Source organism: Rhodococcus sp. O3 (assembly GCF_048897285.1).
In the GTDB taxonomy this organism is placed as follows: Bacteria; Actinomycetota; Actinomycetes; order Mycobacteriales; family Mycobacteriaceae; genus Rhodococcus.
In genome coordinates this window covers 64,633-86,061 of the sequence record NZ_JBMBTE010000008.1, presented here as the reverse complement: position 1 = coordinate 86,061, position 21,429 = coordinate 64,633, and the positions used below count along the sequence as shown (strand labels likewise).

At 68.0% G+C, this 21,429-nt stretch carries 19 protein-coding genes; 13 read left to right on the top strand and 6 right to left on the bottom strand.

Annotation, left to right across the window (positions count from 1 at the left end):
- Window positions 1-47: 47 nt before the first annotated feature.
- Window positions 48-1,601, bottom strand: coding sequence for a succinic semialdehyde dehydrogenase (locus ACN675_RS04795; RefSeq protein ID WP_420749770.1), 1,554 nt, complete (start codon window positions 1,599-1,601; stop codon window positions 48-50).
- Window positions 1,602-1,966: 365 nt separating this feature from the next.
- On the opposite strand from ACN675_RS04795, the gene ACN675_RS04790 reads away from it, so the two are divergent.
- The 5 genes from ACN675_RS04790 to ACN675_RS04770 all read left to right on the top strand — a co-directional run bounded on the left by ACN675_RS04790 (window position 1,967) and on the right by ACN675_RS04770 (window position 6,926).
- The gene (locus ACN675_RS04790) at window positions 1,967-2,974 is read left to right on the top strand and encodes an ABC transporter substrate-binding protein (RefSeq protein WP_420749769.1); all 1,008 of its coding nucleotides are present in this window, start codon (window positions 1,967-1,969) and stop codon (window positions 2,972-2,974) included.
- A 20-nt stretch (window positions 2,975-2,994) separates the two neighbouring features.
- Window positions 2,995-4,344 (top strand): LLM class flavin-dependent oxidoreductase, encoded by a 1,350-nt coding sequence (locus ACN675_RS04785; RefSeq protein ID WP_420749768.1) that lies wholly within the window; start codon window positions 2,995-2,997, stop codon window positions 4,342-4,344.
- Window positions 4,345-4,375: 31 nt separating this feature from the next.
- Window positions 4,376-5,266: an ABC transporter permease gene (locus ACN675_RS04780; protein WP_420749767.1), complete on the top strand. Its 891-nt coding sequence runs from the start codon at window positions 4,376-4,378 to the stop codon at window positions 5,264-5,266.
- Window positions 5,242-5,964, top strand: coding sequence for an ABC transporter ATP-binding protein (locus ACN675_RS04775; protein WP_420749766.1), 723 nt, complete (start codon window positions 5,242-5,244; stop codon window positions 5,962-5,964). Before ACN675_RS04780 ends, ACN675_RS04775 begins: the two co-directional genes overlap by 25 nt.
- Window positions 5,965-6,050: 86 nt before the next feature.
- The gene (locus ACN675_RS04770) at window positions 6,051-6,926 is read left to right on the top strand and encodes a hypothetical protein (RefSeq protein ID WP_420749765.1); all 876 of its coding nucleotides are present in this window, start codon (window positions 6,051-6,053) and stop codon (window positions 6,924-6,926) included.
- Between the two features lie 34 nt (window positions 6,927-6,960).
- On the opposite strand, the gene ACN675_RS04765 is transcribed toward ACN675_RS04770, so the two are convergent.
- Window positions 6,961-7,455, bottom strand: coding sequence for a hypothetical protein (locus tag ACN675_RS04765; RefSeq protein ID WP_420749764.1), 495 nt, complete (start codon window positions 7,453-7,455; stop codon window positions 6,961-6,963).
- A 228-nt stretch (window positions 7,456-7,683) separates the two neighbouring features.
- Between ACN675_RS04765 and ACN675_RS04760 the strand changes: the two genes are divergently transcribed.
- The 5 genes from ACN675_RS04760 to ACN675_RS04740 all read left to right on the top strand — a co-directional run bounded on the left by ACN675_RS04760 (window position 7,684) and on the right by ACN675_RS04740 (window position 13,146).
- Window positions 7,684-8,154, top strand: coding sequence for a MaoC family dehydratase (locus tag ACN675_RS04760; protein WP_420749763.1), 471 nt, complete (start codon window positions 7,684-7,686; stop codon window positions 8,152-8,154).
- A gap of 131 nt (window positions 8,155-8,285) precedes the next feature.
- Window positions 8,286-9,599 (top strand): MFS transporter, encoded by a 1,314-nt coding sequence (locus ACN675_RS04755; RefSeq protein WP_420749762.1) that lies wholly within the window; start codon window positions 8,286-8,288, stop codon window positions 9,597-9,599.
- 86 nt (window positions 9,600-9,685) lie between these two features.
- Complete coding sequence (locus ACN675_RS04750) at window positions 9,686-11,527, top strand: AMP-dependent synthetase/ligase (protein ID WP_420749761.1); 1,842 nt, start codon at window positions 9,686-9,688, stop codon at window positions 11,525-11,527.
- A gap of 18 nt (window positions 11,528-11,545) precedes the next feature.
- Window positions 11,546-11,920 carry a DUF5313 family protein gene (locus ACN675_RS04745; RefSeq protein ID WP_420749760.1) on the top strand — a complete coding sequence of 125 codons (375 nt, stop codon included), beginning with the start codon at window positions 11,546-11,548 and terminating at the stop codon, window positions 11,918-11,920.
- The gene (locus tag ACN675_RS04740) at window positions 11,908-13,146 is read left to right on the top strand and encodes an Nramp family divalent metal transporter (RefSeq protein ID WP_420749781.1); all 1,239 of its coding nucleotides are present in this window, start codon (window positions 11,908-11,910) and stop codon (window positions 13,144-13,146) included. Before ACN675_RS04745 ends, ACN675_RS04740 begins: the two co-directional genes overlap by 13 nt.
- Before the next feature lie 19 nt (window positions 13,147-13,165).
- On the opposite strand, the gene ACN675_RS04735 is transcribed toward ACN675_RS04740, so the two are convergent.
- Complete coding sequence (locus ACN675_RS04735) at window positions 13,166-13,918, bottom strand: FadR/GntR family transcriptional regulator (protein ID WP_420749759.1); 753 nt, start codon at window positions 13,916-13,918, stop codon at window positions 13,166-13,168.
- A 125-nt stretch (window positions 13,919-14,043) separates the two neighbouring features.
- On the opposite strand from ACN675_RS04735, the gene rraA reads away from it, so the two are divergent.
- Window positions 14,044-14,538: a ribonuclease E activity regulator RraA gene (gene rraA / locus ACN675_RS04730; RefSeq protein WP_420749758.1), complete on the top strand. Its 495-nt coding sequence runs from the start codon at window positions 14,044-14,046 to the stop codon at window positions 14,536-14,538.
- Here rraA and ACN675_RS04725 read toward each other — a convergent pair.
- Window positions 14,496-15,470, bottom strand: coding sequence for an alpha/beta hydrolase (locus ACN675_RS04725; protein ID WP_420749757.1), 975 nt, complete (start codon window positions 15,468-15,470; stop codon window positions 14,496-14,498). The genes rraA and ACN675_RS04725 overlap by 43 nt on opposite strands.
- Before the next feature lie 50 nt (window positions 15,471-15,520).
- Window positions 15,521-17,170, bottom strand: coding sequence for a flavin-containing monooxygenase (locus ACN675_RS04720; RefSeq protein WP_420749756.1), 1,650 nt, complete (start codon window positions 17,168-17,170; stop codon window positions 15,521-15,523).
- A gap of 219 nt (window positions 17,171-17,389) precedes the next feature.
- Here ACN675_RS04720 and ACN675_RS04715 point away from each other — a divergent pair, with 219 nt between their 5' ends.
- Window positions 17,390-19,654: an ATP-binding protein gene (locus tag ACN675_RS04715; RefSeq protein ID WP_420749780.1), complete on the top strand. Its 2,265-nt coding sequence runs from the start codon at window positions 17,390-17,392 to the stop codon at window positions 19,652-19,654.
- On the opposite strand, the gene ACN675_RS04710 is transcribed toward ACN675_RS04715, so the two are convergent.
- Complete coding sequence (locus ACN675_RS04710; RefSeq protein ID WP_420749755.1) at window positions 19,655-19,888, bottom strand: RNA-binding S4 domain-containing protein; 234 nt, start codon at window positions 19,886-19,888, stop codon at window positions 19,655-19,657.
- Window positions 19,889-20,055: 167 nt separating this feature from the next.
- Here ACN675_RS04710 and ACN675_RS04705 point away from each other — a divergent pair, with 167 nt between their 5' ends.
- Window positions 20,056-21,426 carry a cryptochrome/photolyase family protein gene (locus ACN675_RS04705; RefSeq protein ID WP_420749754.1) on the top strand — a complete coding sequence of 457 codons (1,371 nt, stop codon included), beginning with the start codon at window positions 20,056-20,058 and terminating at the stop codon, window positions 21,424-21,426.
- Window positions 21,427-21,429: the final 3 nt, after the last annotated feature.

The following is a 21,429-nucleotide window of genomic DNA, read 5'->3' as shown; positions in this document are numbered from 1 at the left end:
CCTGTGCCGAAAGTGACTGCGGCCCAAGAACCGGACGCCGTCGGCGGCTACCTGCCCGGCAGCCACTGCAGCGACCGGATGAACGGTGGAATGATCTTGTTCCACAGCTTCGGCGGCAATCCGCGCGGACCGCCGAGGTTGAGAATCCGGGTGGTCGCGATCGTCTGCGATTCGGTGTACTTGAGCAGTCCGTCCGCTCCGTGCCGTCGGCCGACACCCGAGATGCCCATGCCGCCCATCGGCGCGGAGGTGCTCGCCCACGCCGGCGCGTAGCCCTCGTCGACGTTGACCGTGCCGGCGCGGACGCGGGCCGCGATCGCCTCGCCCTGCGCCTTGGTCGCCGCCCACACCGAGGCGTTGAGGCCGTATTCGGTGTCGTTGGCGCGACGGATCGCCTCGTCGACGTTCTCCACCGGGTACACCGACACGAGCGGACCGAACGTCTCCTCCCGGTAGCACTCGGCGTCCTCGGGGACATCGGTGAGCACGGTCGGTTCGTAGAACAGCGGACCCAGATCGGGACGCGCCTTACCACCGGCGACGACGGTCGCGCCCTTGACCACCGCGTCGTCGACGTGCGACGACACCGTCTTGACCTGCGTCTCGTTGATCAGGCAGCCCATCTCGATCCCGAACTCGTACCCCGGGCCGACTGTCATCTTGCGGACGCGGTCGCCGAGCATGCGAGTGAACTCGGGGGCGATGGACTTCTCGACGTAGATGCGTTCGATGGAGATACACAGCTGGCCGGAGTTCGAGAAACACGCGCGCACGGCGGCGTCGGTGACCTCGCGGAGGTTCGCGCCGGCGGTGACGATCATGGGGTTCTTGCCGCCGAGTTCGGCGGAGAAGCCGATGAGGCGGCGCCCTGCCTGCTCGGCGAGTATCCGGCCGGTCTGCGACGACCCGGTGAACATCAGATAGTCGGTGTTCTCGACGAGGGCGGTCCCGACGACGGAGCCGGGCCCCGGCACGACCGCGAACAGATCACGCGGCAGTCCGGCCTCGTAGAGCAGTTCGACGCACGCGAGCGCGCAGTACGGGGTCTGGCTGTCCGGCTTGAGGACGACGGCATTGCCGGCGAGCAGCGCGGGGATCGCGTCGGACACCGCGAGGGTCATCGGGTAGTTCCACGGCGCGATGACACCGACGACACCCTTCGGATGATGCCGCACGACGGTCTTGGTCAGTCCGGGCAGCATGCCGGTGGCGCGGTGCGGGCGCAGCAGCTTCTCGGCGGTGCGCGCGTAGTAGCGGGCGGTGATCGCGATGTCGACGACCTCCTCCTGCGCGGACGCGCGGGACTTGCCGGTCTCGGCCTGCGCCATGTCCATCAGTTCCTCGCGCCGGCGCAACACGAGGTCGCGGTAGCGGTGGAAGATGCGCGCGCGGTCGGCGACCGGCCGGGCCGCCCACGCCGCCTGCGCGATGCGGGCACGTTCGATCGCGGCCTTCGCGTCGTCGGCGGTGCCGACCGGGACCGTGGCGATCTCCCGGCCGCTGAAGGCCTCCACGACCGGACGCGTGGTCCGCTGCGCGACGTCGTCGATGGCAATGAGGTCCGCGAGCCGCGTGAAGGTCGCAGCGCTGGGAGCAGGCATATCGCACCCCTACCGGTGAGTAGTTTTCCGAGTAACACCAAACTTAGCGCGCGGGGGTGGCCGCTGTCACAATTCCGCCCCCGCAGCTCTACGCGAGCCTGGATCCGCCGAGCGATACGACAGCGGCGCGCAGCCGGTCGCGCGCGGCTGTCCGACGGGGAAGCGAGGCCGTTCACACCCCGCCGAGCGGAAGGCACGCCTTCAGATCACGCTGACGATAATTCTGTTCCGCTGACGATCCCTTCCCCAAGATGGTCATCGGGCCCGGCCCTCCCGGTCGCCCGTCCCTGTTCATCGCTGGAAAGAGAAGGCTTCGTATGTCTCGCCTACGTCGTGCTGGATTCACAGCCGCTGTCGCCCTCGTCATGACGGCGGTTGCCGCCTGTGGATCCGGCTCCTCCGGCGATTCACCGGCCGCCGAGGGACCGCTGCCCACCGAGATCCCCGCGGGCACCAAGCTCGTCATCGCGGACCAGGGTGAACGGCAGCTGTCCCTCCTCACCGGCTCCGGACAGCTCGACGCGCTGCCGTTCGAGTACGAGTTCGCGACCTTCCAGGGTGCGCCCTCGATCCTCGAGGCGTTCCGCGCCGACGCGGTCGACGTCGCGTGGGCCGGCGAGATCATGACCGTCCAGTCCCTGGTCGCCGGCGACGACGTGCAGGTCGTCACGGCCATGCAGACGAACAACGGCCTCAACATGGGCATCGCCCCGAATGCCTCGGACATCAAGTCCCTCGCGGATCTGAAGGGCAAGCGGATCGGCTACGCCGAGGGCACCTCACAGCAGGCCTTCGTCCTCCGCGGCCTCGACAAGGCCGGCCTCTCGGTCGACGACGTCGAGCTCGTTCCGATGTCGCTGCCGGACTTCCCGGATGCGCTGCGTTCCAACCAGATCGACGCCGCTCCCATGAGCGAGCCGGTCTTCTCCCGATACATGCAGACCCCGGGTGCGACGTCGCTACCGCGTCCCGAGATCGAGGACCTCAGCGAGGGCATCTCGTACCTCTACTCGAGCAAGAAGGCCCTGTCCGACCCGGCGACCGCCGCGGCGATCCGCGCCTACGTCACCGCCTACATCAAGTCCGTCGCCTGGGCCAACGACAACCGCGACGCGTACATCGACACCTACTTCGTGAAGAGCCAGGGCCTGACGGTCGAGGACGGCGAACGCATCCTCGACACCGCCGGGATCACCACCTTCCCGCATCTCGACGAGGATCTCATCGCGATCCAGCAGCACACCATCGACGTGATCGATGCCGCCGGCGAACTGCCCAAGCCGGTCGAGGCCGCCGACGCCTTCGACCTGCGCTTCGACGAGGTCGTCACCGCCGCAGTCGCCGAGTCCGGCGCCGCCCACACCCGCAGCTGATCTTCCGAGGGGAATTCGACATGACGAACCGCCAGCTCAACCTCAACGCCTTCATCTACCCGACCGGCCACCACGAGGCCTCGTGGCGCCACTCCGGCAGCGTGCCCGAGCGCATCTACGACGTCACCTACTTCCAGGAGCTCGCCCGCCTCGCCGAGAGCGCGAAGCTCGACGCCGTGTTCTTCGCCGACGGCCCCGCCCTGCGCACCGAGGTGAAGTACCGCCCCGACTACGGTCTCGAGCCGATCACCACGCTCGTCGCGGTGGCCACGGTCACCTCGCGCCTCGGCCTGATCGCGACCGCGTCGACCACCTACTACGAGCCCTACAACCTGGCACGCCTGTTCTCCTCGCTCGACCACATCTCCAACGGTCGCGCCGCCTGGAACATCGTGACCACCGCGACCGACGCGGCGGCAGCGAACTTCGGCCTCATCGACCACCCCGATGTCCACCAGCGTTACGCCCGCGCACGGGAATTCGTCGACGCCGCGATCAAGCTCTGGGATTCGTGGGAGGACGACGCCCTCGTCATCGACAAGGAAGCGGGCGTCTACGCCGACACCGACAAGATCCACCGCATCGACGTCGAGGGTGAGTACGTGAAGGTGCGCGGCCCGTTCGGCTCCGCGCGTTCCCCGCAGGGGCGTCCGGTGCTCGTGCAGGCCGGATCCTCCAACGACGGACGCGATTTCGCGTCCACCTACGCCGAGGCGATCTTCACCGCCCATCAGCGAATCGAGGACGCGCAGGCCTTCTACAACGACATCAAGACGCGCGCAGCCGGTTTCGGCCGCAACCCCGACCACGTGAAGATCCTTCCGGGGCTGAGCCCGTTCATCGGCGCCACCGAGGCCGAGGCCAAGGATCTGCACCGCGAGTTCAACGAGCTCACCATCGTCGAATACGGTGTCGGCCAGTTGCAGAAGATGGGCCGCATCGACATCTCGGGTCTCGGGCTCGACGAGAAGGTGCCGGCCGAATTGTTCGCCGGCTCCGGCGATATCACCGACAACAACAACAGCCGCCGGCTCGTCTTCGCGAAGATCGTCGAGCGGGAGCAGCCGACGCTGCGCCAGCTGCTGCACAAGCTCGCCGGGGCGCGCGGCCACAATGTCGTTGCGGGAACTCCGGTTCAGATCGCCGACACCATCGAGCAGTGGTTCCGGGGCGGCGCCGCGGACGGCTTCAACATCATGCCGCCGCAATACCCGCAGGGTCTCGAGGCGTTCATCTCGACGGTCGTGCCGATCCTGCAGGAGCGTGGCCTGTTCCGCACCGAGTACTCGGGCACCACCCTGCGCGACCACTACGGTCTGCCCCGTCCGGCGAGCCAGTACGCGCGCGAACTCGCGTCGGCCGGCGTCTGACCGGAACCGACGAGTCGAAAGGACAAGGTCGATGAGCACCTCCGTCGTCGAACCCCGGCGTTTCGGCAGTGGTCTGGCCGGCGATGCCGACACCGACCAGAAGCCCGAACGCATCGCCGGGCCCGACCTGCAGCCGCGCAACACCCGTAGTCGTCTCGCTCCGGGCAAGCCCATCAAGTTCGGTCTCGCGATCGGACCGGTGCTGCTGCTGGTGGCCTGGATCATCGCGTCGGCGACGGGGGTGCTCGACCCGAAGACCCTGTCCGAACCGTGGACGGTCGTCACCACCGCGGGCGATCTGATCGCCGACGGACGCCTGCAGTCCAACCTGTGGACCTCCGTCCAGCGCGCACTGATCGGCGGCGTCATCGGCGTCGCTCTCGGTCTGGTCCTGGCGCTGATCGCCGGTCTGTCCCGCATCGGTGAGGCGCTGATCGACGGCCCCGTGCAGATCAAGCGGTCGATCCCGACCCTCGCCCTGATGCCCCTCGCGATCCTGTGGTTCGGCATCGGCGAAGAGATGAAGATCCTTCTCATCGCGCTGTCGGTGTTCGTCCCGGTCTACATCAACACCTACTCGGCGCTGCGTGGAATCGACTCCCGTTTCGTCGAACTCGCCGAGACGCTGGATCTGTCCCGGACCCAGTTCATCCGGCGGATCGCCCTGCCGGGGGCACTGCCCGGCTTCTTCACGGGCCTGCGCCTGGCGGTGACAATTTCGTGGCTGGCACTGGTGGTCGTCGAGCAGGTCAACGCCTCGAGCGGCATCGGGTACCTGATGTACCAGGCCCGCAACTACGGCATGACCGACGTCATCATCGTCGGCCTCGTCGTCTACGCGATCCTCGGATTCGGCAGCGACCTGCTGGTCCGTTCGGCAGAAAGGAAGGCGCTGGCATGGCGCAAGACGATCGGAAGCTGACCGTCCGCACCTCGGGCCTGGCCCGCGGCTTCGACGGACGCGCGGTCCTGCAGGGTATCGACCTCGAGATCCGCGCCGGCGAATTCGTAGCCCTGCTCGGACGCAGCGGATCCGGCAAGAGCACGCTGCTGCGGGCGCTGGCCGAACTCGACCACGGCGTCCCCGGATCCGGAACCATCGACGTGCCGAAGAAGCGCGCGGTCGTGTTCCAGGATTCGCGCCTGCTCCCGTGGGCGCGGGTGCTCGACAACGTGATCCTGGGCCTCGACGGATCCGACGCCGCCGAGCGCGGCCGCAAGGCCCTCGCCGAGGTGGGGCTCGCAGGCCGGGAGACGGCATGGCCGAACGAGCTGTCCGGCGGTGAGCAGCAACGTGTCTCGCTCGCGCGGTCGCTCGTGCGGGAACCGGAACTGCTGCTCGCCGACGAACCGTTCGGCGCGCTCGACGCGCTCACGAAGATCAAGATGCACGGGCTGCTCCAGGAGCTGTGCGCCAAGCATCAGCCGGCGGTGCTGCTGGTGACCCACGACGTCGACGAGGCCATCGCTCTCGCCGACCGGATCATCGTGCTCGACCACGGCCGGCTCGCGGTGGAACTGACCATCGATCTCCCGCATCCGCGCGCCTCGCGGGTCGTGGAGACCGCCGAGTACCGTCGCATCCTGCTCGAGGCGCTGGGGGTCGAGGTCGCGGCCTGAGGCCGTCCCCGGCCACCCGGCTGCAGCCGAATCGTGCCGAGAACCACCGCTTCCGAATGTCGGTGGTTCTCGGCACAATTCACCTCATGACCCGCTGCACGCGTTTTCACCGGGACGGCACCGCCTGCACCAACGTCACCGAGAACCTCGACGGCTGGTGCCGTCAGGACGACTGCCCCGGCTTCGTCCGCTCGAACACGTCGGCGGCTCCGGAGACCTACGGGTCGCCGCGCGGGACCGCGACCCACATCCGCGCGGCGCCCGTGGCGATCACCGATGTGGCTCTCGACGAGATTCCCGGTGTCCATGTCACGACCCGAGCCGTGGACAGCTTCCGGTTCCATCACGGCGGGAGTGCGCGCAGCGCCGAGGTGCAGCTGCGCGCCATGCTCGAGGACTTTCTCGTCAAGTCCGCGTCCAGCATCTCCGCGAACGGTTTCGTGCGGTTGTCCCGTCAGGGTTACGACCTGGTGCTCTCCCCTGACCGCTCGGCCATCACGGCCTACTCCACCGTCCACCGGGAGCGCACCTGGGAACAGGTCAAGAGCAATGTTCCGTCGCGCTTCCGGCGCCACATTCCGCGACAGCCGTCGGCCGGCCCGAGCCGGGAGCCGGGAGAACCGGTGCCCCTGGAGCGATTCGCGGACGTTTTCGATGCTTCGGAGGTGTATCTGACCGCCCGGGTTCAGCGGTCCTTCGCCAAGCTCGAGGGCCTGCTGGATGCCCCCGACGACGAACTTCACGCAGCTGTACGGTCCTGCGCCGCCCAGCTTCCGGCCGGCATCGTCACCCGACGCGCGGACGGACTGTTCGAGGTCGAGCACGCCGGCCGGATCTGGCTCGTCACGCCGGACTGCCGGACGTTGATCGGCGTGAAGTCGGTGCGGACGCAGGATTCGACCGAGCGGTCGCTCGTCGAGATTCCGGAGTCGGTCACCGCTCCACGCGCAGAACGGCTTTGATCACCGACCCGCGTGACCGGCGTCGACGTGTTCCCTATTCGGGAACCGTGTACGGACCGTTCAAGGCGGGAAGGTCGAGCAGCCGGTCGAGCCAGCTGACGGCCTCGATCAGCGCATGGGCCTGCTCGCCGGGTTCACTTCCGTGCTCGACCGGGGCGAGAGTGCCGTGGGCCCTCGGGAAGTCACCGTCGAGGACCTCGGCGATCGCCTTCCACACATGTCGTTCCGGGACAGGCAGATCGTCGATCGCCAGCTGGATTCCGTCCGGGGTACGCAACGTGACCGCGTATCCGGTGACCCCGTCCACCTCGCTGTCGATGATCGGCCCGATCTTGTCGGTGATCACGTCGGCGATCGTGGTGACCACCCACTCGAGCACGTCGTCGTACGAGGCGTCACCCGGTGCCGCGCCGTACACGAGCGCGGTCACGTACTGGGACAGGCCTACGATGTCGCCGTCACCGGCGAAGGCAAGCAATCGGCCCCCGAGGATCGACTCGGGGCTCCCACTTCGTCGATTCGGTTCCATACCGGAGGATGCCCCGCACAGCGCAATTCACACCTGCCGTCCTCCACAACTTTCGGCAGCGGTTGGTCGCATCGGCGGCGTCTGTCCTGCACCGCCGCCTGTCATCACCACCGTGCCCCATCTGTGACCCTTCGACTGCTCGAAAGTTGTGTGGGCGAAGCAAGTCTTCGCACAGAATGCTTTCCGAGTCCTTCGGACTCGACGAGCAGGACGAGCAGGAGGAAACACATGGCAAACAGCACGCACGTCGCCACCCTCACCGACCTCGAGCCCCTCGTCGGCAAATCCCTCGGCACCAGCGACTGGATGGCAGTCGAACAGGACCGGATCAACACCTTCGCCGACGCCACCGACGACCACCAGTGGATCCATATCGATCTCGAGCGCGCCAAGGCCGAGAGCCCCTTCGGCGGCCCGATCGCGCACGGCTTCCTCACCCTCTCGCTTCTGATCCCCATGTGGGAGCAGATCCTGAAGGTGGACAGCGCCACCATGGCCGTGAACTACGGCCTGAACAAGGTGCGCTTCACCAACCCGGTGCCGGCGGGAGGCAAGGTCCGCCTCGACGCAACCCTGAAGGATTTCGAGAAACTTCCCAAGGGCGGCGTGCAGCTCACCGTGGACGGACGGATCGAACTGGAAGGCAGCGAGCGTCCCGCGGTCGTCGTCGAGGTGATCCTCCGCTACTTCGAGGAGTGATCGAGCAGGAGTGAGCGAACGGCGGAAACACACCGCCCATCGCAACTCGGGTCGCCCGTGGCAGAATTCGGGCGACGTATGGCATTTCTGCCACTGGCACCGAGCGGTCGTTACCGGAGACAATGATCGCCGTGACGATCGAGACCGCCGCTCCTCCCCCGACCACCCACCGAATCCATTTCGCCTGGGTGGTCGCGACCGTTGCGTTCCTGGCACTGGTCGGCGCCGCCGCGTTCCGGGCGGCGCCGTCCGTGCTCATCGAGCCGCTGCACGCGGATTTCGGCTGGTCCCGGGCGAGCATCTCGGCGGCCGTGTCGATCAATCTGGTGCTCTACGGTCTCACCGCGCCGTTCGCCGCGGCCCTGATGGAACGCTTCGGGATGCGCGCGGTCGTCACCGCCGCACTCGGGCTCGTCGCCGCCGGCAGCGGACTGACGGTCTTCATGACCGCCACCTGGCAGCTGATCCTGTTGTGGGGCGTGCTGGTCGGGCTGGGCACCGGGTCGATGGCGCTGGCGTTCGTCGCGACCGTCACCGATCGCTGGTTCGTCGCGCGCCGCGGCCTGGTCACCGGCATCCTCACCGCCGCGAGCGCGGCCGGCCAGCTCGTGTTCCTTCCGGTCCTGGCGCTGCTCGCCGAGAAGTACAACTGGCAGGCGGTCGCGCTGACGGTGGCGTTCGCGGCGCTCGCCGTCGTGCCGCTCGTTGTGCTGTTCCTGCGCGAGCGGCCCGAGGACGTGGGCACCGTCCCCTACGGCGCCGGCCCCGACTACCTGCGTGCCGAGCCGAGCACCGGCAACGCCGGACTGCGTGCCCTGCGGGTCCTCGCGACCGCCGCGCGCACCCGCGTCTTCTGGCTTCTCGCAGGCACATTCGCGATCTGCGGTGCCAGCACCAACGGCCTCGTCGGCACGCACTTCGTGCCCGCGGCCCACGACCACGGCATGCCCCCGACGGCCGCGGCGAGCCTGCTCGCGGTGATCGGGATCTTCGACGTCGTCGGGACCATCGCCTCCGGCTGGTTCACCGACCGGTTCGACGCGCGCCGCCTGCTCGGCATCTACTACCTGCTGCGCGGCATCTCGCTGCTCGTGCTGCCGTTGCTGTTCGCGAACACCGTGCACCCGCCGATGATCGCGTTCGTCGTCTTCTACGGACTCGACTGGGTCGCGACCGTCCCGCCCACGGTCGCGCTGTGCCGCCGGCACTTCGGTCCGGATGCCCCGATCGTGTTCGGCTGGGTGCTGGCGTCGCACCAGATCGGTGCGGGACTGGTCGCTTTCCTGGCGGGCCTGGTGCGCGACCGTCTCGGCGGGTACGACGCCGCGTTCTACGTCGCCGGGGCCCTGTGCGCGATCGCCGCGCTCATGGCGCTCGCCATCGGCCGGGAACCGGCCACAGCCGCCCCACCACCATCCGCCGCCCCACAAGACACCCGCGCGTGACCCGCAGCGCGGGTGTCGCCCCACTGTGCGCATCGAGGTTGTCGGAAGCGGAGACGGAGCCGACCAGGCTTCCTAGACTTGGGCGCATGACCGTCCTTCGCAAATCCGACGAGCCCGTCGACTTCTCGAAGATCGAACAGCGGTCGCCGTCGCTCGCGCGAATGCTCATCGACCGCGTCACCAGCAATCCCGACGACGAGGCGTTCCGCTTCCCGGACGGCAAGGGCGGTTGGGCGAGTGTCACGTGGGAGCAGACCGTCAACCGCGTGCGTCTCATCGCCGGCGGCCTGATCGCCCTGGGGATCGAACCGGAGGATCGTGTCGCACTCGCGTCGTCGACCCGGTACGAATGGATCCTCGCCGACTTCGGCACGATGTGCGCAGGCGGCGCCACCACGACCGTGTATCCGACGACGAACGCCGACGACGTCGCGTTCATCGTCTCGAACTCCGGCAGCCGCGTGGTCATCGCGGAGGACCAGGAACAGGTCGGCAAGCTCGCCGCCCACCGCAGCGAACTGTCCGACGTGCGCAAGGTGGTGGTCATCGACGGCAGCGGCGACGGCGACTGGGTGATCGGCCTGTCCGAACTCGAGGACCTCGGCCGCAAGCTGCTCGAGGAACAGAACAGCGCTGTGCTCGACCGGATCCACAACATCAAGCCCGAGCATCTCGCGACGCTGATCTACACGTCCGGAACCACCGGCAAGCCGAAGGGTGTGCGGCTGCCGCATTCGGCGTGGACGTACACCGCGGCCGCGGTCGATTCGCTGGGCATCCTGCACCCCGACGACCTGCAGTATCTGTGGCTGCCGCTGTCCCATGTGTTCGGCAAGGTGCTGCTGAGCGTACCCATCCAGATCGGTTTCCCGACCGTCGTGGACGGCCGCGTCGACAAGATCGTCGAAAACCTCGCGGTGGTTCGCCCGACGTTCATGGGTGCCGCCCCCCGCATCTTCGAGAAGGCCCACGCCCGCATCGAGGGAATGATGGAGGAGGAAGGCGGCGTCAAGAAGAAGATCTTCGACTGGGCGATCGGGGTCGGGCTGCGCGTATCGAAGGCCAACCAGGAGGGCCGATCCCCGTCCGCGTTGGACACGGTGCAATACAAGATCGCCGACAAGCTCGTCTTCTCGACCATCCGGGAACGCTTCGGCGGCCGGCTCCGCTTCTTCGTTTCCGGTTCCGCCCCGCTCGACGCCGAGGTCGCGCAGTGGTTCGACGCGGTCGGCATCAAGGTGCTCGAAGGGTACGGCCTGTCGGAGACGTCCGCCGCGTCGTTCCTCAACCGCCCGAGCGCGTACCGGTTCGGCACCGTCGGCTGGCCGTTCCCCGGCACCGACGTCGAGATCGCCGAGGACGGGGAGATCCTGATCAAGGGCCCCGGCGTCATGAGCGGCTACCACGACCGTCCCGATGCGGACGCCGAGGCGTTCGACGCCGACGGCTGGTTCCACACCGGCGACATCGGTTCGATCGACGACGAGGGCTTCCTGCGCATCACCGATCGCAAGAAGGACATGTTCAAGACGTCGCAGGGCAAGTACGTCGCACCCTCCGCGGTCGCGGCGACGTTCAAGGGCATCTGCCCGTACGCCGCCGAGATCGTCGTGCACGGCGAGGCCAAGCCGTACTGCGTGGCGCTGGTCGCGCTCGACGCCGAGGCCATCGGCGAGTGGGCCAAGAAGAACGGACTGGAGGGGTTGTCGTTCGCGGAGATCGCGCGGCACGAGAAGACCGAGTCGCTGATCGCCGCGTACATCGACGAGCTCAACGCCCAGCTCAACCGGTGGGAGCAGATCAAGAAGTTCACGATCCTGGACCGCGAACTCAGCATCGAGGCCGGTGATCTGACCCCGAGCATGAAGCTTCGGCGCAAGGTGGTGGTCGACAGATTCGCCGACAGCATCTCCGGCCTCTACGGCTAGACCACTATCCTGGTCCACATGAGTAGTGCACGACCGAATCCAATCCAGCTCATCGGCTACGTTTTCGGTCGTCGGCTGCCCGCAGAAATGCAGGACTGGGTCCGCGACGACGTTCTCGGCCCCGGGAACACGCGACGCTATCTGGTGCGCTGGATCACCCCGATCATCCCGTTCCTGCTGCTGTTCCTGCTGATTCCGGGCCCGGTGTGGATTCCGATCGCGATGATGCTGCTGTTGCTGCTTCCGTGGATCTACTTCGCGGTCGCGCTGCGGCCGATCTGGCAGCGGCACCGGCTGCAGCAGCACGGCCTGGACCCGGACCTGCTCGGCGCGAAGGCGCGGGAGCGGGCGGACCGCGAGCGCGCGGAGTACGAACGCCGATTCGGTCGGTGACCTCTATCGACACTCGGACGCAGCAGTCGCGTCTCTTCCTCCTGCTGGGGCCCGCCTTCGTGGCGGCCGTCGCGTACGTCGACCCCGGTAATGTCGCCGCCAATCTGACCGCCGGTGCCCGCTACGGATATCTGCTGCTGTGGGTGCTGGTGGTCGCCAACATCATGGCGATCCTCGTTCAGTACCTGTCCGCGAAGATCGGCGTGGTGACCGGGCGTTCCCTGCCGGAACTGCTGGGTATGCGCCTGCGCACCCCGTCGCGCCGCGCATTCTGGGTCCAGGCCGAGGTGATGGCGGTCGCCACCGATGTCGCGGAGGTGATCGGCGGTGCCCTCGCCCTGCACCTGCTGTTCGGATTGCCTCTGTTCGTCGGTGGGCTGATCACCGGTGCCGTGTCCATTGCGATCCTGTCGGTGCAGGACCGTCGCGGACAGCGTTCCTTCGAGTTCGTGGTGGTCGCGCTGCTGGCGATCATCACCGTCGGGTTCCTGACCGGCCTGGCGTTCACGGATGTGTCGTTCACCGACGCCGCGGCCGGGCTGGTACCCCGCTTCGAGGGAACCGACACGGTCCTGCTGGCGGCGTCGATGCTCGGTGCGACGGTGATGCCCCACGCGATCTACCTGCATTCGGCGCTCGCCCGCGCGCGGCACGGCAGGGTCGAACCCGGGCCCCGCCTGGACCGGGTGATGCGGGCGACCCGCTGGGACGTCGCCGGTGGCCTGGTCGTGGCGGGCAGCGTGAACATCGGCATGCTGCTGCTCGCCGCATCGGCGCTGCGTGGCCGCGAGGGCACCGACAGCATCGAGGGTGCGCACGCCGCGATCACCGATTCCCTCGGCCCGACGATCGGCGTGGTCTTCGCGATCGGCCTGCTCGCGTCCGGCCTGGCGTCGACGGCGGTGGGATCCGCGGCCGGCGCCGAGATCATGGCGGGTCTGCTGCACATCCGGCTCCGGCCGGTCGTGCGACGCCTGATCGTGATGGTGCCCGCGCTGATCCTGCTCGCGGCGGGTGTCGATCCGACGTTCGCCCTGGTGCTCAGTCAGGTAGTGCTGAGCATGTGCATTCCGTTCGCGCTGGTGCCGCTCGTGCGGATCAGTTCCGATCCGGAGTTGATGGGCGCGCAGCGCAATCTCCCGGCGACGAGTGCGGCCGCCTGGCTGACGGTGGGTCTGATCGTCGCGTTGAATGCGACGCTGCTGTGGCTGACCTTCACCGGCTGACCGCTACCGCGTCGCCCCTCTAGGACAGCACCTCGACGAGGGTCGTCGCCGAATCCCCGGTCATGACCCGTTCGACGCTGTCGAGATGCTTGCGCCAAAAGGCTTCGGCAGCACCGGGTTCCCCGTTGCGCAACAGTTCGACGAGCTTGCGGTTCGCACGCAGCGCGACGGACGCGCCGGGACGGTCGGAGACGTCACTGCGCGTCGAGATGTAGAGGGCGTTGTGGGCGTCCATGATGTCGAGCAGCATGCCCGCGAGCACCGCCATCGTCTCGTTGCCGCCGAGTTCCATCACCATGCGGTGCACCTCGGTGTCGTACCGCGCGAACCCGATCGGGTCACCGGTCAGTTCCGCGCCGCGTTCGACCAGTTCGGCGAGGGTGTCGACGCGATCGTCCGGGTTCGCGGCGATCAGACCGACCGCCGCGACCTCGAGTTCGGTGCGGGCCCGATAGACATCGGCGAGGGGCACGCCCCGGTACTGCAGCAGCAGACCGGTCGAGCGGGCGGCGGTGGAGCGGTCCGGTGCCTGGACGCGGGCGCCGCCGTGGGCGCCGCGCAGGACGGTGATGATGCCTTCGGATTCGAGGATGCGGAACGCTTCGCGCAGCGTCGGACGGGACACCCCGAACCGTTCCATCAGGGCCGCTTCGTTCGGCAGCGGCTCGCCGGGCTCGAGTTCACCGGTGATGATCTGCCTGCGCAGGCTCGCCGCGATCAGTTCGCCGGCCTTCGGCACGCGAACAACCGTCGAGCGTCCGTCGAGTGGCATTTCACCGTCCTGTAGTCCCGTCGTACAGCCCTAGCGCTGTCCGGTAAGAATACAAGAATCTACCGCTTTGACCGGTTATGAGTACGATCATCTGACCGTATGAGCTGGGACTTATCCTCTGCTACATGAGCGAAGCAACCAAGCCCGAGTTCACCGCCACCGCCGATCTGGCCGACGAGATCGGTCCGGATATCCGCAGCTGCGACACTCAGTTCATCCAGTTCGGCAAGCACACCGAGTTCTGCGGGCCGATCACCACGATCCGTTGCTTCCAGGACAACCTGCTCGTCAAGCAGACCCTGAGCGAGCCGGGCAACGGCGGCGTCCTCGTCGTCGACGGCGGTGCCAGCATCCACACCGCGCTCGTCGGCGACATCATCGCCGGCCGCGGCGTCGACAACGGCTGGGCCGGGGTCATCGTCAACGGCGCGGTCCGCGACTCGGCGATCCTGCGGACGCTCGAGATCGGCATCAAGGCCCTGGGCACGAACCCGCGCAAGAGCACCCAGACCGGGTCCGGGGAGAAGAACGTGCCCGTCGAGATCGGCGGGGTCACGTTCAACCCGGGTGAGATCGTCTACAGCGACAGCGACGGCGTCGTCGTCCGCGCCGAGGGCTGAGCGGATGCGGTGACGGTGCCGACGAATTCGGCTACCGCACTGAGTAGTTCACGACTGCGCGGCACCGCACCGGACATCCAGAACACCCCGTGCACGAGGCCGTCGAATCGCACGGTGGTCACGTCGACACCGTCCCGGTGGAGACGGGCGCCGTATTCCTCGGCCTCGTCGCGGGCCACCTCGTTCTCCGTGGTGAGGATCAGCGTCGGCGGCAGACCTGCCAGGCTGTCCGCGCGGGTGGGCACCGCATAGGGATTCTGCAGATCTCCGGGCGCGGAGAGGTACTGCTCCCAGAACCAGTCCAGCCCCGCCGCGGTGATCACGTACCCTTCGGCGAACTCCCGCCGCGACGGCAGTTGCGCCTCCGGATCGACGACCGGGTACACGAGCATCTGCCCGCGCAGACGCGGTCCGCCCTGGTCACGGGCCCGCAACGCCGTCACGGCCGCCAGGTTGCCACCGGCACTGTCGCCCGCGAGCACGAGGTTGTCCGGGTCGCCGTCGTAGTCCGCGATGTTGGCGACGACCCACTTCAGCGCGGCCCACGCGTCGTCGGGTGCGGCCGGGAACCGGTGCTCGGGCGCGAGCCGGTACGCGGCGGTCACCACGATGGCGCCCGTGGCGTTGGCGATTCCGCGAGCCGGCTCGTCCACGACGTCCAGGCTCCCCGCCACGAATCCGCCGCCGTGGAAGTACAGCACCACCGGATGCGGTCCCTCACCCTCCGGAACATAGATTCGCAGATCCTGCTCCCGGCCGGCGCTGCTGTAGTGCGCCCGGTGAACCTGCGCGACCGGCTCCGGCGGCGCCTGCAGCCCGGTGAACGTCGCGACGACTCCGCGCGCTTCGTCCACCGACATCTGCTCGAACGATTTCAGTCCCTGCGCCTGCAGTCCCGCGATCAACCGCGCGACGTGCTCGTCCAGTGCCATCCGTCTGCCTTCCTTCGAAAGTGTTGTGCTGCTGAATGATCGGAGCTTCGTCAGGACGCGCGGGCGACGAGCTGCTCACCACCGCCGAGGTCGAAGCCTTCGTAGCCGCGTTCGACGACCTCGGCGCACCTGGCCCGGTACGTGGGCGCTCCACCGAGGTAGACCATGCACACCCGCGGTTTGCCCGGGATGTTCGCGCCCATGTACCACGAGTCGGTGTTCGGCATCAGCGTTGCCGCAGCCAGTTCGGCGCAGTGCTCGACCCACGTGTCCTCGGCCTCGAGGGTCGGCTCGATCGTGTCGAGACCGCGCTCTCGCAGATGGGCGATGGCGTCGGTGGCGAAGTCGACGTGGTCCTCGATCGCGAGCGGCATGTTGTAGAGCACCGACGGAGACTGCGGGCCGGTGACCAGGAACAGATTCGGGAACTTGTGCATCATCAGCCCCAGATAGGTGCGCGGTCCGCCCGCGAACTTGTCCTCGAGCCGCTCGCCGTCGCGGCCGACGATGCCCATCGCCAGCAGCGGCCCGGTCATCGCGTCGAATCCGGTGGCCAGGACGATCACGTCGAGTTCGTGATCGGCGGCCGCGGTACGGACACCGGTCGCGGTGATCTCCCGGATCGGCGCGCTCGCGACGTCGACGAGGGTGACGTTGTCGCGGTTGTAGGTTTCGTAGTAGTTCGTTTCGAGCGGCGGACGCTTGGTCGCGTAGGGGTAGTTCGTCGGCGCGAGCAGCTTCGCGACCTCGGGATCGTTCACCCGCTCGTAGATGCGCTCGCGGATGTACTCGGCGACCGTGTCGTTGGCTTCCTTGTCGAACAGAATGTCCCGGAAGCTGTCGATGAACAACCGGAATCCACCTGCGTCCCAACGCTCGTCGAACACACGTCGGCGTTCCTCGGCGGAGACCGCGAGCGCGGAGTCCTGCACCTGGTCGTACGGAACGCCGAGGAAGTGGTTGCGGGAGGCGGCGCGAATCTCGTCGTAGTGCGCCTTGACGTGCGCGATCTCGTCGTCGGTGACCGGGGTGTTGCCGATCGGCGTCGCATAGTTCGGGGTGCGCTGGAACACCGACAGATGCCCGGCCTGCTTCGCGATCTCGGTGATCGCCTGGATGCCGCTGGACCCGGTACCGATGATCCCGACGCGTTTGCCGGTGAAATCGACCGGTTCGTGCGGCCAGTTGCCGGTCAGGTACACCTCGCCGGCGAAGTTCTCGATGCCCGGGAACTCCGGCTTCTTCGGCACCGACAGGTTGCCCGCCCCGGAGATCAGATAGGTCGCGGTGATCGAGTCACCGGACTCGGTGCCCACCCTCCACACGCGACGGTCCTCGTCCCACACCGCGGAGGTGATGCGGGTACCGAACGTGATGTCCTTGCGCAGGTCGAAGCGGTCGGCGACGTGCCGCAGGTAGTCGAGGATCTCCGGTTGCGCGGCGAACCGCTCGCTCCACTGCCACTCCTGCTGCAGTTCCTTCGAGAAGGAGTACGAGTAGTGGACCGACTCGATGTCGACGCGCGCACCGGGATACCGGTTCCAGTACCAGGTGCCGCCTACATCGTCGGCGGTGTCGAAAACCCGGACCGTCAGGCCCATTTCGTCGCGCATCTTGTACAGCGCGTACAGGCCGGTGAACCCGGCCCCTACCACGACCGCGTCGACGTCGGGAGAGGCGGAAGAACGATCGAAGGACATGATGCTGGCTCCTCGTGGATCACGGGGGAAGGCACTCGAGGGGTGCCGATCCGGACACGACAACCATGACGTGGATCACACCCACCCCACATGGGGGAGAACACCCCCGTAGCTACCTGTGTTGGGGGTCACAGCCTGATCGGGTATCTTCGGCCTCGGTCCTTCGGCATCTCGGAAGGGAGTCCGGCGCTGTCCGCCACCACCGTCCCGCACAGGTCTCTGACCAGCTTCGTCGGGCGTCGCCGTGAACTCGACGCGGCCCGCGCATGCCTGCAGCAGGCCCGTCTGGTGTCGCTGGTCGGGCCCGGCGGGGTCGGCAAGACCCGGCTCGCGGAGGAGCTGGCGGTGCGCTCGGCGCGCGCGTTCCGGGATTCGGTCCGCTGGATCGATCTGGCCGCCGTCCGGGACCCGGACACGGTGCCGTCCGCAGCCGCCGCGGCCCTCGGCGTGACCGACCAGTCCAACCGTCCGGTGCTCGACAAGCTCGCCGAGCACACCCGCAACCGGCACATGCTGATCGTCGTCGACAACTGCGAGCACCTGCTCTCCGCGGTGATCGCGCTGGTCACGTCGTTGCTGGCCGCAGCACCGGAGATCCGGGTGGTCACCACCAGCCGCGAACCGCTCGGCATCGCCGGGGAACAGACGTACCTGCTGCCACCGCTGGGCACTCCCCCGCCCGGCACCGGATACCGGGCGGTGGACATCGCGCCGTTCGAGGCGGTGACGTTGCTCGTCGAACGCGCCCACAACACCGTCTCCGACTTCGAGCTCACCGACGCGAACGCCGACGCGATCGCCCAGCTGTGCCGGTCCCTCGACGGCATCCCGCTGGCCGTCGAACTCGCCGCGAGCCGGCTGCGGTCGCTGTCGCCCTCGCAACTCGTCGAGCGGATCGACCGGCGGTTCGCACTGCTCACCGGCGGCAATCGCAGTGCCCTGCCGCGGCAGCAGACCCTCCGCGCTCTGATCGACTGGAGCTACGACCTGTGCTCGGAGGACGAGCGGCTGCTGTGGGCACGCCTCTCCGTCTTCCCCGGCTCGTTCGATCTCGAAGCGGCAGAGGCGGTGTGCGGGTTCGGTGTGCTTCCGGTGGACGGGATCGTGGATCTGCTCGACCGGCTCGTCGCCAAGTCCCTCGTCGGCACCGACCGCGCCACCGAAGACCTTCGGTACACCCAGTTGATGACCGTGCGCGAATACGGAGCCGAACTTGCCGAGACGTCCGGGGAGACCGCGGACCTGTATCGCCGGCATCGCGACCACTACGCCGCCCGAGCCGCACGCTCCGCGCAGGACTGGTGCGGATCGACGCAACGGGAAATCCTCACGAACCTGCGCATCGACCATCCGAATCACATTGCGGCGCTGGACTGGTCGCTGCGCGAGGAATCGTCGTCGCCGACCACCGCCGAATTCGCCGTGGCGCTGCGTTATCACTGGATCGCAGGCGGCAACCTCGCCGACGGCCGCACCCGCCTCGAGCGCATCCTGCAGCACGTCACCGATCCGGTCCGCGCCCGCGGCGATGCCCTGTGGGTTGCTGCCTGGATCGCGCTGATCCAGGGCGATCACGATGGGGCCAAGCGACACCTGACCGAATGCCGTTCTCTTGCCGTAACTCTCGGTGACGATCACCTGGGCGCACACGCCGACCACTGGACGGCCCTGCACCTGCTGTTCCGCGGCCGCACCACCGAGGCGATCGACCTGTACGAGTCGGCGATCGCGGTGCTCCGCTCCCACGAGGACACCGCCGCGGTGCTGACCGCGTCGTTCCAGCTCGCCATGGCGCAGATCTACGACGGACGTGCCGACGACGCGCTCGCCACCTGCAAGACGGTCCTCGACCTGTCCGAGCGCTACGGCGAGAACTGGAATCGTGCCTATTCGCTGTGGGTTTCGAGCCTGGTGCATCTGCATCAGGGGGCACCCGGCGCGGTCGTGGACGCGGCCCGTGCCGCCCTGCGTATCCAACGGTCCTACAAGGACAAAATCTGCACCGCACTGTCGATCGAGGTGCTGGCGTGGACGTGTGCGGGATCCGATCCCCGGATGTCGGCGCGTTTGTTCGGCGCGGCCGACGCGGTGTGGACACGGCTGGGCACCGACATCTCGGCGTTCGGCCCCCATGTCACCGACGATTCGCGTACCGCGCGGCAGCGCGCTGTCGACGCGCTCGGCGAAGCCGAATTCGGCAAACTCGCCTCCGCGTATGCGGGGACCACGATCGATGAAGCGGTGGTCTTCGCGCTCGGGGAAGCCGCCGCCGAGGCCACCGCACCGGCGAGTGCTTCGCCCCTGACGAAACGGGAACTCGAGATCGCCGCGCTCATCGCGGAGGGCCTGAGCAACCGCGCGGTCGCCGAACATCTGGTGATCTCACCGCGGACGGTCGACGGTCACGTCGAGCGGATACTGGCGAAACTCGGTTTCGGGTCGCGCACGCAGATCGCCGCATGGGTCGCGGCGCGCGCCGCGTAGCTACGCGTCGCGCGTGACGCGTGCGCTGGCCCCGGCGATCTCCACGATGTCACCGACGTGCAACTGCCGGCCGCGCCGGAACTCCGCCTCACCGTTGACGGAGACCAGTCCGTCCGCGATGACCTCCTTCGCCTCGGCCCCGGATTCGATGAGATTCGCGAGCTTCAGGAATTGGCCGAGCCGGATCGACTCGTCGCGGATGGGTACTTCGTAGGCGTCGGACATGTCTCCCATTCTCTCCGAGACAGGATGGATCGACGATTCGCGGCCCCGGGTGTAGCCGCAGAAGGGAAAGACAGCCGCGCGTTGCCTTCATCGCGCGGCTGTCTACCTCGTCTGCGGGGTCTACGGGGCCGCCGAAGTCGTGTGTCGTCGTGATCCGATCCGGGCACACTGAACGGGTGAGTAGCCCCGCACTGGTCTGGTTCCGCCGCGATCTGCGGCTGCACGACCTGCCCACCCTGCTGTCCGCCGCCGATGCGGCCGACAGCGCGGCCGCGGTGTTCGTGCTCGACGACCGGCTGCTGCGGCCCGGCCCGCGCACCGCCTTTCTGCTGCGCTGCCTGCGCGCTCTCGACGACGACCTCGACGGACGCCTGCTCGTCCTCCGCGGGGATCCGGTGACGGTGATCCCGCGGCTCGCCCGCGACCTCGATGCGGCGTCGGTCCACATCAGCGCCGACTACGCCCCGTACGGGTCGCGCCGGGACCGGGCCGTCGAGGATGCCCTCGGCGACGTGCCGCTCACGCGGACGGGATCGCCCTACGCGGTCGCACCGGGCAGGATCCTCAAGGGCGACGGCAGCGCGTACCGGGTGTTCACGCCGTTCCGGAAAGCGTGGCTCGAGCACGGGTGGCGGGCACCGGCCCGTACCGGCGCGTCGACGGTGGCGTGGATCGACCCGGACGGCGTCGACGGCAGAACGTCGATACCGGCCGAGGACGACAGCCTCGGGGTCACGTTGCCGCCCGCCGGAGAGGCAGCGGCGCAGAAACGCTGGCAACAGTTCCGCGACGACGCGCTGGACCGGTACGACAGCGACCGGGACCGCCCGGACCGGGACGGCACCACCCGGATGTCTCCCTACCTGAAGTTCGGGTGCGTGCATCCGCGCACGCTGCTGCACGACCTGCGCGACCGGTCCGATCCCGGCGCGACGACCCTGCGCAGCGAATTGTGCTGGCGCGACTTCTACGCCGACGTGCTGCACCACCGGCCGGACACCGCCCGCCGCAACTACAACGACCGGTTCGACGACATCCGCTACGACACCGGCCCGGAAGCGGACCGCGCGTTCACCGCGTGGAAGCAGGGCCGCACGGGATTCCCGATCGTCGACGCCGGCATGCGCCAGCTGCTCGCGGAGGGCTGGATGCACAACCGGGTGCGGATGATCGTCGCCTCGTTCCTCACGAAGGATCTGCACCTGCCCTGGTGGTGGGGCGCCCGGCACTTCAGGGATCACCTCGTCGACGGCGATCTGGCCTCCAACCAGCACGGATGGCAGTGGACGGCCGGGTGCGGCACCGACGCGGCACCCTACTTCCGGGTGTTCAACCCGACCACCCAGGGCGAGAAGTTCGACCCGGCGGGTGACTACGTACGCCGCTGGGTACCCGAACTGCGCGGCATTCCCGGCAAGGGGGTGCACCGGCCGCCGACCGGATCGTCCCCGAACGGATCGTCTCCGGGCTATCCGGACCCGATCGTCGACCACACACACGAACGGCAGGTCGCGCTGGCCCGGTACGGCGAGATCGCGAGACGGTAGATC

Coding starts and splice junctions, on each gene's coding strand:
- ACN675_RS04785 (WP_420749768.1), top strand. CDS start 2,995: ATGACGAACCGCCAGCTCAACCTCAACGCCTTCATCTACCCGACCGGC.
- ACN675_RS04760 (WP_420749763.1), top strand. CDS start 7,684: ATGGCAAACAGCACGCACGTCGCCACCCTCACCGACCTCGAGCCCCTC.
- ACN675_RS04795 (WP_420749770.1), bottom strand. CDS start 1,601: ATGCCTGCTCCCAGCGCTGCGACCTTCACGCGGCTCGCGGACCTCATT.
- ACN675_RS04770 (WP_420749765.1), top strand. CDS start 6,051: ATGACCCGCTGCACGCGTTTTCACCGGGACGGCACCGCCTGCACCAAC.
- ACN675_RS04720 (WP_420749756.1), bottom strand. CDS start 17,170: ATGTCCTTCGATCGTTCTTCCGCCTCTCCCGACGTCGACGCGGTCGTG.
- rraA (WP_420749758.1), top strand. CDS start 14,044: ATGAGCGAAGCAACCAAGCCCGAGTTCACCGCCACCGCCGATCTGGCC.
- ACN675_RS04790 (WP_420749769.1), top strand. CDS start 1,967: ATGACGGCGGTTGCCGCCTGTGGATCCGGCTCCTCCGGCGATTCACCG.
- ACN675_RS04710 (WP_420749755.1), bottom strand. CDS start 19,888: ATGGGAGACATGTCCGACGCCTACGAAGTACCCATCCGCGACGAGTCG.
- ACN675_RS04765 (WP_420749764.1), bottom strand. CDS start 7,455: ATGGAACCGAATCGACGAAGTGGGAGCCCCGAGTCGATCCTCGGGGGC.
- ACN675_RS04750 (WP_420749761.1), top strand. CDS start 9,686: ATGACCGTCCTTCGCAAATCCGACGAGCCCGTCGACTTCTCGAAGATC.
- ACN675_RS04735 (WP_420749759.1), bottom strand. CDS start 13,918: ATGCCACTCGACGGACGCTCGACGGTTGTTCGCGTGCCGAAGGCCGGC.
- ACN675_RS04725 (WP_420749757.1), bottom strand. CDS start 15,470: ATGGCACTGGACGAGCACGTCGCGCGGTTGATCGCGGGACTGCAGGCG.
- ACN675_RS04775 (WP_420749766.1), top strand. CDS start 5,242: ATGGCGCAAGACGATCGGAAGCTGACCGTCCGCACCTCGGGCCTGGCC.
- ACN675_RS04780 (WP_420749767.1), top strand. CDS start 4,376: ATGAGCACCTCCGTCGTCGAACCCCGGCGTTTCGGCAGTGGTCTGGCC.
- ACN675_RS04745 (WP_420749760.1), top strand. CDS start 11,546: ATGAGTAGTGCACGACCGAATCCAATCCAGCTCATCGGCTACGTTTTC.